Here is a 12,721-nt window from a genome sequence, read left to right on the forward strand (position 1 = left end):
ATGAATGCCATGTTGCACGGCTTTGTGGCCGTCCCGGTTGTGAGCGCCTGTTCCAGGAACGGGTTGTTCGATCGCTTGGCATCCACCGAAGGCGCGACGACCCAGGAACTCGCGGCTGACACTGAAGCCCGAGAGGGTTATCTGATGGCAGCCCTCGAATTGCTGGAATCGCTGGGATGGGTCTCGCGCTCTGATGACGGCCGGTTCCGTGCAACCGGAAAAGCCGCATTCCACCGCGAAATACCAAAAAATATCAATGAACTGCTGCTGTTTCCCTATGACGATTATCTGACTGCATCGAGCCGGACCCTAACCCTGTCAGCTTGGGTGGAGCACGCCAATGCCGGCTGGGGTTTTTCGGATCCGCTGTTGGGTGATCTACTGGACGGTGTTCTCGTTATCCCGCTTGTGATGGCGCTTGATCGACATGGCCTCGTTGACGGTACGGACGACCCCGTACTTTGTTTTCCAGAATCGATGCTGCCGCAGGTGCGATCGGAGATTTGCCGGTTGTTTGACCGTCTGCAGTGGACGGAGCCCGGCAACCCTGACCAGAAAAAGATCAAATTAACCGAGACGGGGCGGTTCTTCCTCGGGCGGCGGTTCAATTTCGCGATTTCGTTCTCCTACCTACCCATGCTGCAACACCTGTCTGAGTTGATCTTCGGCGACAGCGACATAGTGTTTCAGCAGTCGCCCGAAGGCGCCGAAGGCCATGTCGATCGCGGACTTAATGTGATCGGGAGCGGATTCCAGCACCAGCGGTACTTCGCTGACATGGAAGAAATCATCCTCGACCTCTTTGATACGGACGATTTTTCGAATCAACCGCGCTACATTGCGGACACCGGGGTCGGTGATGGAGCTTTGCTCAAGAAGATCCACGCTATTGTTCGAGACAAGTGCCGTCGCGGTAAGGTGCTTGACCAATATCCGCTGACTCTCATCGGGATCGATCTGAACAGGGCGGCCCTGGCGGAAGCGGAAGCCACGCTGCGCGATCATGATCATATTCTGGTCGAAGGCGACATCGGGAACCCTGCCGAGATCCTGTCGAACTTGCGGTCATTCGGTATCGATGACCCGGACAGCATTCTGCATCTGCGGTCGTTCCTTGATCACGATCGCCCGTTCCGCCCGCCCGAGGACATTGCTGCGATCGAAGCGCGGACCGGTATCGATCCCGGTGGTGTCTTCATCGACAAGAGCGGCCGGCCGATCTCCAGTCACGCCGTATTCCAGAACCTGGTCGAGCATTTCGCCAGATGGTCAGACGTCGTCGGCCGCCATGGCTTGATCACGCTTGAAGTCCATTCCCTGGACCCGGCGACGGTTGGAGAGTTTTTGCTGCAAAGTGAGAACCTCCATTTCGACTGCTTGCACCGGTTGTCGCACCAGCTCCTGCTTCCGGCGGGAGATTACCTCTCCGCGGCTGCGGAAGCGGCCTTGCTTCCGGCCCGGGAAAGTTTCCGGCGTTATCCGAAGACCCTTGGCTACAGCCGAATAACGCTTCAGCACTTTCAGCGCCTGCCTTACCTGATCAGACGTGCGCGGATGTCTGACCTCGAAGCACTCGTGCGGTTGGAGGCGAAATGCTGGGCGCCGACGCTCCGTGCTTCCGAAAGCGCGTTGAGGCGGCGTCTTGATAACCACCCAGCGGGCCAATTCGTCGCCGAGATCGATGGTCAAGTTGTTGGTATTTGCTATACGCAGCGGCTGGAAGACGCCCGGCAACTGGAAGGCGTCACATACGATCAGGTTGAGGAGCTTCATTCAGTAGGGGGCGGAGTCGTACAATTACTGGCGATCAATATCGCGCCGGAAACCCAGGAACTTCAGCTGGGCGACAGATTGCTGGAGTTCGCCTTACAACACTTCAGCGTAACGCCGGGTATCAAGAGCGTCGTAGGTGTTACAAGGTGTAAGAATTACCGGGCCTCGGAGCATGGGGCCTTGGAGGACTATATCCGCCTCCGCAACGACGTCGGCGTCATTTCGGATCCGATCCTCCGCTTTCATGAGCGTCATGGTGCGCAGATCCTTGATCTTGTGACGGGTTATCGAGACGGAGATAAGGAAAATGGCGGCCACGGCGTTCTGATTGCCTATGATCCTCGGAACCGCCTGCGGACCGATCTGACCGGCGCTTCGGTTAATACCGTATCGGAAAAGGGCCCCGGAAACCCTGCCGAATTCATCGAGCAATCTGTAAAGCAATGCCTCGGACCGGAGGCTGCCGCTTCGTTCGACTGGGATCGTCCGTTGATGGAGCTGGGGCTGGATTCAGCCGATATGCTGGAGATCACCGAGCGGCTGGCTGGGGCGTTCGGCTATGAAGCAAAGGGCACATTCCTTTTCGAGCATAATACGCCTGCAAAGATACGCGCCTTCATCGATGCCTATGTTTCCAAGGACGAGGTGGGTGAAAGGGCTAAACCAGCCGATGTCCACACGCGATCAAGAGCCGGCTCTAAGAGCTCGGTCCGCAAGCAGCAGTATCGCGATGACGACGTGGCGGTTATTGGCGTTGCCTGCCGTTTTCCGGGAAATGTCGAAAGCCTGGAGGATTATTGGCGCCTGTTGAAAGACGGCCGAGATGCGGTCGGAGAACTGCCTTCCGGCAGATGGCATTGGCCCACAGGGCAAGGACCGTCCGAACTCCCGGGGATCGATCAGGGCGGTTTCCTTGAGGACATCGCCGGGTTTGATGCGCCTTTCTTCAAGCTGTCCAGGCTCGAAGTCGAGGCGATGGACCCGCAACAGCGTCTTTTGCTGATGTTGAGCTGGGAGGCGTTTGAGAATGCTGGTTATCCGCCCCGAAGTTTAGCCGGCTCATCGACCGCTGTGTTCATTGGCGCCAGCGGTAGCGATTACGGACGCCTGATTGATCAGATGGACATACCGGCCGAGGCTTATACCGCCATTGGCAACGCGCCGTCGGTCATGGCTAACAGGCTGTCGTATTTCTACGATTTTTCCGGGCCCAGTCTTCAAATAGATACCGCTTGCTCGTCTTCTCTGGTCGCGGTCCACAAAGCGGTTCGGTCATTGAGGGAAGGTGAGGCGGACTTGGCGATGGTTGGCGGCGTCCATGTGATGTGCCATTCCGCCAACAGTTTAGCGTATTACAACGCAGGCATGCTGTCGCACTCGGGGCGGTGCCGAACCTTCGACAACGACTGTGACGGCTATGTTAGAGGAGAGGGCGCGGCAGTCCTGCTGTTGAAACCGGTCAATGCCGCTCTTCGCGATAACGATCGCATTCAAGCGGTTATCAAGGGAAGTGCGTGCAACCACGGTGGTCGGTCCGGTGGATTGACCGCGCCAAATCCCAATGGTCAGGCCGAATTGGTCAAAAGCGCTTGGCGAGATGCCGGGGTCGAAGGCCGCACGATCAGCTATATCGAAACTCATGGAACGGGCACGCCTTTGGGCGATCCGATCGAGATTCTGGGGCTAAGAAAAGCCTTCGACGGAGAGCATGATGCTGATTGTGCCCTGGGCGCGGCCAAATCCAACATCGGGCATTTGGAAGCCGCAGCCGGACTGGCCGGGGTGGTGAAAGTGATTGCCGCCCTTAAGCATCGGGAATTGCCGAAGACACTTCACTTCAGTCAATTGAATCAAAACATTGAACTCGCGGGAACGCCTTTTTCGATTCTGGAAGAGCACAAGGCTTGGCGTCCCGGCGAAGACGGCCCATTGCGAGCCGGTGTCAGCAGCTTCGGTTCAGGCGGAAGCAATGCGCATGTCGTATTGGAAGGCGTCCCCGACATCGAAGCATCGACCCAGGATGAAGGAGATGCGGAGCTGTTCCTCCTGTCTGCGTGCGATGATTCAGCGCTGCGGCGGTACGCGGAAAAGGTCGTTACATGGCTCGCCTCACCCGAGGCGGATGAACTGGCGTTCGCAGATATTTTGCAGACGTCACGTATCGGCCGCCAAACGATGGACACCCGTTTGGCTTTGGTCGTGTCCAATAAAAAAGGTCTGGAGAATGGCCTTCGGGATTTCCTGGTAGGCAACACGGACCGGCCCGGAATCTGGAGCGCGTCCGTTAAAAAATCGCAAGGAGTGAACGGTACGCTGGCATACAGCACCGCGGGCCGGAAGGTGGTCGCAGCCGCCGTCGCCGAAAAAGATTACGAAACGCTGGCGGCTCTCTGGATTGCAGGCGCAGATATCGATTGGACGAAGATGCGCTCCGAAGGGGCGCCGCCGTCGGTGTTCCCGACATACCCATTTGAGTTGGAACATTATTGGATTGCGGACCAAGCGAAACCTGCTGTTCCGTCGGCCCAGAACACTCCCGACCTTTCGAACATCTATTCGTTCGAAGAGGTTTGGTCACCCTGTCGTGACGACGTCGTTCAGAATGTCGGGGATGCGCAGGCACTAACCTGCATTCTCGGAGAGGACGTCTCGCTTGATCCACAAATCGTGCGGGCGGCTGCTTCGAAGCTCCCGGGCGATGTTCGTATCGTTCAGACATGGAAGGACGTGACGCCCGATCAACTCGCGGCGGACAACCTCCTCTTCTGGGGGCACGCACTGGACACGGAGATTGTCGCCGAGCTCCTGCGCGCGATTGAACGGACGGGCGTGCACCCTAAAAAGCTGGTCCTGGCGGGGTGCTTTAAAGACGGACTTGAGCGCAGCCATCTGGAATCGTGGATCGGTTTCGAACGGACGCTGAACCGGGAATGGTCCGATACAGCAATAACAATTGTAATCGGAGACAACACGCGGAATGACGTTTCGCTGGAAGGCTGGCTGACGGTCTTCTGGCGAGAGCTTGTCTTGAAAAGCGACTATGGCGCGGTCCTGTATAGCGGTGGAGATCGACAAACGCTCAGTCTGCGCTCGGTCTCGAACCCGTCCACCAGTTTTGACTTTTCCGGTGTCGATACGGTGCTCATTACCGGTGGTACCGGTAAATTGGGCTTGCTGTTCGCCAGACATCTGGCTCGCAAGGGCATCCGGAACCTGATCCTGACGGGCCGCTCGGACTTGAGCCCAGACAAGAGCCGAGCGATCGCGGACCTGGAACGCGAAGGAGCGGAGGTCCGGTATCTGGCGGTTGACGTCGCAGACAAAGAGGCACTGGAACGCGGCCTCGCATCCGCTATGGAGTACTTTGGGCCGATCCAGGGAGTCGTCCACGCGGCCGGTATTTGGAATGGCGGCAAGCTTCGCGACAGCGATGAACGAAGCTTTCGAGATACGACCCTCCCCAAAATCGGCGGGGTGCTCGCGCTTGATGCAGCTCTCAAGAATGAGCGGCTGCGTTTTGTCTGTTATTTCTCGTCAAGTTCCGCTGTCCTCGGCGATTTCGGCTGTTGTGAATATGCTGTCGGCAACCGTTTTCTCGCCGCCTATGCGCAGTATGGGCGCCAAAGTGTGCCGAAAGCGCATGTCATCGAATGGCCACTTTGGGCCGATGGCGGAATGTCGATTGGCGGACCCGCCGAGATTTCACTCTATGAAGACCTGACCGGTCAAACGCCCCTGAAGAGTAATGAAGGGGGCAGGATATTCGATCGGATACTGAGCGGTTCGGGTGGTCCGATCCTGGTGATGACCGGGGATGAACCCAAAATTCGGCAGCTTCTCGGTATTGATCGAAGTACCCCGGCCCGGGTGGAGGCAATATCCCGGGTGGAGCCAGTACAAAGAACAGAACAGCGCCCGAGCGGAGATATGGCGCAGACCTTGGCAAGGCTGGCCAGTGATCTGTTACGCACGCCGGCAGAGCGACTCGATCTCGACCGGAATTTAGCGGATTTCGGCTTTGATTCCATTCTCCTTGCCCGCTTTGCAAGGATCCTGTCCGACCATTTTGGTCTGGAAGTCATTCAATCGGATTTCTATCGGCACACAACCCTCGCAATGATTGCCCAATATCTGGCGGGGCGTTTGGGGGAACAACGCGCAGATCAGAACGCCCGGCCGAAAATCTCTACCACCCGAAGTTTTGCTGAGAAGTCTCCAATCCGGGCCAATTCGGATGACGGGATTGCGGTCATCGGTATGAGTGGCCGGTTCCCGGGCGCATCGTCAGTGGACGAGTTCTGGCAGAACATTTCCGGATCGATGTCAAGCTTCGGGCCGGCTCCGAAAGATCGGGAGGATTTCGGCGGGACCAGCGAAGTCACAGGGGCTTTTCTGTCGGACATAGACATCTTCGACGCGCGTTTCTTCGAAATTCCACCGAGTGAAGCGGCGAAGATGGACGTTCGCCACCGCCTCTTTCTCGAAACGGCATGGCATGCGCTGGAAAGTGCCGGTTACGTCGGTCGGAGAAGAGAGACAGCCAAATGCGGTGTCTATGTCGGGGTGGAGGAAGGCAATATAGGCCTGTTCCCCGATGACGGGTACTTGAACAGCCAGCAGACTTCCACATTGGCTGCCCGCATCGCCTATCATCTGAATTTGAACGGACCGGTTCTTGCGACATCGGCCGCTTGCGCCTCCTCTCTTGCCGCGGTTCACCAGGCCTGTTCCTCTTTGCGTCTCGGTGAATGCGATCTCGTTTTGGTCGGCGGAGTCAGTCCGATCCTATCCGGCAAGGCTTTTGAGCATTTTAAGAAAGCCGGCATTCTCTCCGCTTCCGGATCGTGCCGCCCCTTCGGTGAAGGTGCTGACGGCCTGCTTCCAGGTGAAGCTGTAACTGCGGTCGTGTTGAAACCGCTGTCTGCTGCGCTTCGGGATGGGGACAACATCCTCGGATGCATTCGTGCCAGCGGTATTAATCACGATGGGCGGACCAACGGCATCACCGCGCCGAATCCCGACCGGCAAGCCGAACTGATCAAAACGGTGAACCGGACATTCTCGATCGATCCGGAATCCATACAGCTGGCGATGGCCCATAGCGTGGGTGCCGAGACAAGCGATGTGCTCGAGCTGGATGCATTGCGCGATGGCCTGGGCGGATCATCCGTCAGTCCGTGTGTCGTTTCATCCGTGAAATCCTATATCGGTCATACCTTCGCCGCGTCCGGCCTGGTCAGTTTGATCGCGGTCTTATTGGCAATGCGTCATCGCGTTATGCCGGGGGTGGGGGCTTTCCGGACGCTCAACAAAAACATCGAAGCCCGGGCCTCACGGTTCACATTTCCACAAGACAGTCAGGCTTGGCAGGCAGGCGGAAGCAGTGATCGACGGGCCGCCATCAGTGCGACCGGGATCAGTGGAACCAACGCCTACATTGTTGTTGATGCGGTCGAGCAGGAGAACCTGCGGCCGGCGGCGGATAGGGCTTCGTTCGAAACGGTTCTCCTGTCTGCTCAGGACAGGGAGAGCCTCTCAGAAGCCATCAAAAACCTTCATTCCCATCTCTCCGAAAATCAGGATCAGCATCTAAACGATATCGCATACACGCTCCAGGCTGGCCGGGCCGTTCTTCGTGAGCGAGTGGCATGGGTTGTCGGATCCCGCGCCGAACTGAAGGCGTGCCTGGAACGTTACCTGGAACAGGGCCCGGCCGACCCGGGCGGGATCCCGGACGGATCTCTGGGGCCAGATCGTGCCGACGCGCTCAAGCTGGCGGAAAGATGGATGTCCGGTGGAACTGTCGATTGGGACATGGAAGGACGCGGCGCGACGGGCCGGATCGTTTCATTGCCAGGCTATGCGTTTCTCAAGCGTTCCTTTGCAAGCAAGCCCAAAGCGATTGACGGGCAGAGCGGAGCGGAAAGGCGAAAAGTCGTTTCCCTCTATGAGGAAATCGCAAAGGACGGAAAAAACGAGTTCCACGGCGGTTATGTGACCTTCTTTCCGCTGCCGGAACGGAAATCGGGCTTTTCCATCACGCGCGTTGTCAACAATCCGGACAAATATCCCGACGAAGCCGCGTTGGTTCGCGAGAAACAGCGGGAGAGCCGGAGGGTCTTTTTCGACTGCGTACCCTTTTCTGAAACAGAGAAGATTCTCGATTTCGGTTGCGGCTATGGCACCGATGTCATCGGTATATCCGAGCTCTACCCTCATATTCAGGCGCACGGTTACACAATCACCCCGGCGCAAGCCGATTACGCCAACGACCGGATTCTGGAAAAAAGGCTGAATGCACAGGTCTTTAACCGGGACAGTGCGGCGCATCCCTTCCCGTTGGACTATGACCTGATCTTCGGTATCGAAGTTGCCTGCCACATCGAGGACAAGCAGGGGCTGTTTCGAAATATCCACAGGAACCTCAAGGAGAACGGGCACCTTCTGATCATGGATTTCGTTGCCGACCTTCAGGGCTGGATCATCGATTCCAAGGTGTCCGTTTATATTCCGACCCGATCAGGCTGGGCAAAGCTCCTGGCGGAACACGGCTTTCTCATTGAGGAAGTCATCGATCTATCAAGGGAAATCGCGAACGGTCTCTTTGATCCCGATTGCGAAGACAACATCCGTGATCTCCCGCCGGTGGTCCGGGACTCTTGGCGCAATTGGACCAACAATGCGGTTGCGATCGAGCGCGGCTGGGTCAGTTATTGCCAGTTCCGCATCAGGAAAGCGGAGGCTGGGCAATCCGAAGCGGAGTTGCGAGCGCTGAATGATCACCGGCTCGCGAATGTGAAGGCTTATTCACAAGCCCTGCGGGAACTCGAGGCGCGTGGTAAGGTCGGATATCCGTCATCGGAGGACGCTGTTGCGCCCGTCGTTAAGGGACCGGGGCCGGCAGAGGATGCCATTCTGCCCCTCCTGCAAGACACATTCCGCGACGTGTTGGCCCTGAGGGAAGACGAGCTTTCCGACAGCCTGCAGGAACTTGGACTCAGCTCGATCAATGCTGTCGAGTTACTGGAGAGCATCAACCGGCGTTTCGGTCTGGAACTGCCGACAAGTGTCGCGTTCGAGTTCCGAACCCTGACGGCATTGGCCCAATACATCGCCACCCAGAAGCCGACCTTGCCGCGGGCGGCTGCTCGATCCGCCGATACCTCCCGCAACATGATGGCTGGAAGTTCCAGTGGTTCAGGGGACGGGGACATTGCAGTCATCGGTTATGCGTGCCGAAGTGCCGGTGCCGGGACCGCGGACGATTATTGGCGGCTGATCTCGAATGGTGAGTCCCATATCACGGACATCACCGATCCGAATTGGTTGGCCTATTTCGACCGCCTGGCGGACCCGGGCCTGCCGGCCCGCTATGGTGCGATCGACGACAAAGACTGCTTCGACCCCCTGTTCTTCCGGATTTCCCCGAAAGAAGCCGCGTCCATGACGGCCGCGCAGCGAATGCTGCTGCAGGAAAGCTATCACGCGCTGGAGGATGCTGGGATTTCACCTGCATCTCTGAATGGGTGTCCGGTCGGAACCTATATCGGGACCATGGGCGACGCGCCGGTCAACGAGGAATGGTCGCATCTGTCCATGCTCGGCGGGGATTCGAGCGTATTGGCCGCGCGGCTTGCCTATTTCCTCGGTCTGGAAGGACCGGCCATTGCCATAGACACGGCCTGTTCCTCTTCGCTGGTGGCAATCGACACGGCGCGGCGCGCCCTGGCGACAGGCGATGTGGATCTGGCGGTGGCCGGTGGCGTGACCGTCTGGAACCATCCCGGCGTCTTCATATCGATGCACCGCGCTGGAATGCTGTCTCCGGACGGTGTGTGCCGACCGTTCGACAATAAGGCGAACGGTATTGTGGTCGGCGACGGTGTCGGGGTCGTTGTTCTGAAACGCCTGAAAGATGCCGTCAGGGACGGCGATCCAATTCGCGGCGTTATCAGGGCGAGCGGAACAAACCAGGACGGACAGACCTCCGGCCTCACCGCGCCGAGCTTCCTGGCCCAAAGCCGGCTGCAAAGCCGTGTCTATGAGAAGACCGGGATTGATATAGAGGACATTCAATATGTTGAAACCCACGGCACTGGCACCGTCCTGGGCGACCCGGTCGAAATCCACGGGCTGACAGACAGCTTCCGCAAATTCACCGGAAAAACCGGGTTCTGCGGCATCGGCTCTGTAAAAGCGAATATCGGACATACCGGCGCGGCTGCGGGTGTGATGAGTCTGATCAAGGTTCTCCTGGCCTTGAAGCACAGGCAGGTCCCTCCTTCGATTAACTTCGACGAGGCCAATGCCAATTGCGATTTCGCGGGAAGCCCTTTCTATGTGAACCAGGACTGCCGGAACTGGGGCGAGAGCGGCCATGCCAAACGCTTGGCGGCAGTCAGCGCGTTCGGATACAGCGGCACCAATGCGCATTTGGTGGTCGAGGAATGGATCCAACAGCACGCGCCGCCGGTTTCCGCTCAGCCTCACATCTTTCCGATGTCGGCCCGCACTTCCGATCAGCTGGAGCAAGTGGTTTCCAATCTGCTGGCTTATGTCGAGGGGTGCCCCGAAGCCGAATTGGATCTCGAAGCCTTGTCCCGCACTCTGCAGGTGGGGCGGGACCCGCTCGAACATCGCCGCGCCGCAATCGCGACCAGCAAGAGAGAATTGCTGACGCAGTTGGGCCGCCGGGATTTTTCAGATACGGCCTCAAATGTCGGATTGCCGGGCGATCTTGTGAAAGTGGCCAGAGACTGGGAAGCCGGGCGAGAGGTGACTTGGCCGGCACGGAGAGATGATGGCGCCGCGGCCGCTACACCTAGGCTCCAGTTGCCGGTCTATCCATTCGCACGCAGCCGCTATCCGTTGCCGACAGTTGATCTGGTTCCCGAAGGCCGAAACCAGGCGCCCTCGGCCGATCGTATCGAGCGCATCCTGTCCCCGAACGATCCAGTGATCGGACATCACAGAGTTTTTGGGGAACCGGTGCTTCCCGCTATGGCGACCATCGAGATCGTCCAAAGTGCGATAGCAGAAAAACTCGGCTCAGACGTCAGCGCAATAAGCCTGGAGGATGTCACCTGGCTGAGGCCCGTCGTGGTCAGCGCAGATGAGACTGTCATCGAAACGCATCTGAAGCAGGATGGAGCTACAGGCAGTTTTGTCATCGAATTCGAAGGGAAACAACATGCAGCAGGGCGCTTTCTCTCTGCCGAGAGCGTATCCCGATCGGTCGATCTAGATCAGCTTCGCGGCGCACACCGGCTCCGGACCATCAGTTCGACGCAGTGCTACGCGGATTATAGGTCGGATTCCATTGACTATGGTCCCGCTTACCGGGGCATCCAGGCTATCCATGTCGGTGCCGGTTCGCTTTTGGTCGAAGTACGACTTCCTGACGCGGCGCGCCACATCCGAGGTGAGGTCAATCCCGTCATCCTCGATGCGGTTTTTCAGCCGTCTCGTTACCTTCTGACCGATACCGGGAACGAGGCACCGCTCCTTCCTTTTGCGTTGGACCGGATAGATATTTTCGGGCCGACATCATCCGTCATGTGGGCTCATATCTTCCTGACCGACGATGCCCCTGAGCGCGCGGTCCCCGGGATATCAATGCACCTATATGATGGGACGGGGCGTCAAATCATCCGGGCTCAGGGACTTTCCTGCCGCAAACTGTCGGTGGCCGCGGCGGAGCGATTGGTGCCTGTTTGGCAGTTGGTGTCCGAGGAAGATCATGATCGTGCTCGGATACGTCCGGCCGGGGACACCCTTGTGTGTCATAGCGGACATGTCCCCCGAGAAATCCTGTCGGGTGTTTCCGATATCTATTCCGATGCGGTCTGGCTGTCGTCGGCCGAGATCAATGACGGCGCGCTGACGAAGCGCCTCAATGGATCCGGTTCTGTCACCAACGTCATATGGCTGGCCTTTGGGCAGGCACCAGAACTTGACGCTGGAGAAGATTTCGGGATCCGGGCCCGGTCTGAGCTCTTGGCCTGTTTCCGGTTGATCAAGCATCTGCTGAGTACTGGTCATGACGCTTTGGAGCTGAACTGGTCCGTCCTGACAGACCGCGTGTTCCAGGGCAACCCGCTCAGCGCCGGGTTGCACGGCCTGATCGGCTCCATGGCACGGGAATATCCACACTGGTCGGTACGTGTTGTGGATTGCGCCGGACCCGTCGCAGGTAAGCTTGAAATGCTGCTTGCGTTGCCGTTCGAAGCACCGTTGAAGATTGAGAACGGGAAGGTATCGAGGCGCGTATTGCAGCCTGTGGGGACAGATACCGTCCACACACTTTCCCCTGTCTATAAACCGGGCGGCGTTTATGTCGTGATCGGCGGGGCGGGCGGAATCGGCATGGCCTGGAGCCGTGAGATGATCGAGAAATATGGCGCGCAAGTCATTTGGATCGGTCGTCGGCCCTTGGACGACGCGTTGCAACGGTCCATCGACGCGCTTTCCGCCATAGGCGGTCCTGTTCCGATCTATGTTCAAGCCGACGCAACCCATTACGGATCGCTCAAGCCAGCGTTTGACGACATAAAGAAGAGATGGCCCAGGATCGACGGACTGGTCCATTCCGCGATCGTTCTGAAGGACAGCGGTCTTCTGAAAATGCAGGAGTCTGACTTCGATGCGGCGCTTTCGCCGAAGTTGGATGCCACCATAAACATGGCCCGCGTTTTCGGCGGCGAGGAACTGGACTTCGTTCTTTTCTTCTCGTCTATGTCTTCCTTCCTGACCTTGGCCGGTCAGAGCAACTATGCAGCCGGATGCACGTTCAAGGATGCGTTCGCGCACTATCTGAAAGGCCTCTGGGATTGCCCGGTCAAGATCATGAACTGGGGTTATTGGGGCAGCATCGGAATCGTGAAAGACGATGCCTATCGAGAGCGGTTATCGCAATCGGGGCATGGTTCAATCGAACCCGCAGAGGCCT

Annotated in this window: 1 protein-coding gene (cut by a window edge); it reads left to right on the forward strand. The window is 58.0% G+C overall.

Annotation, left to right across the window (positions count from 1 at the left end):
• Window positions 1-12,721 carry the 5' portion of an SDR family NAD(P)-dependent oxidoreductase gene (locus tag IG629_RS18180; protein ID WP_449867057.1) on the forward strand. It continues 11,387 nt past the right edge of the window, so only the first 12,721 of its 24,108 coding nucleotides appear in the window; it begins with the start codon at window positions 1-3; the stop codon falls past the right edge of the window.

The organism is Nisaea nitritireducens (assembly GCF_014904795.1).
Taxonomy (GTDB): Bacteria; Pseudomonadota; Alphaproteobacteria; order Thalassobaculales; family Thalassobaculaceae; genus Nisaea; species Nisaea nitritireducens.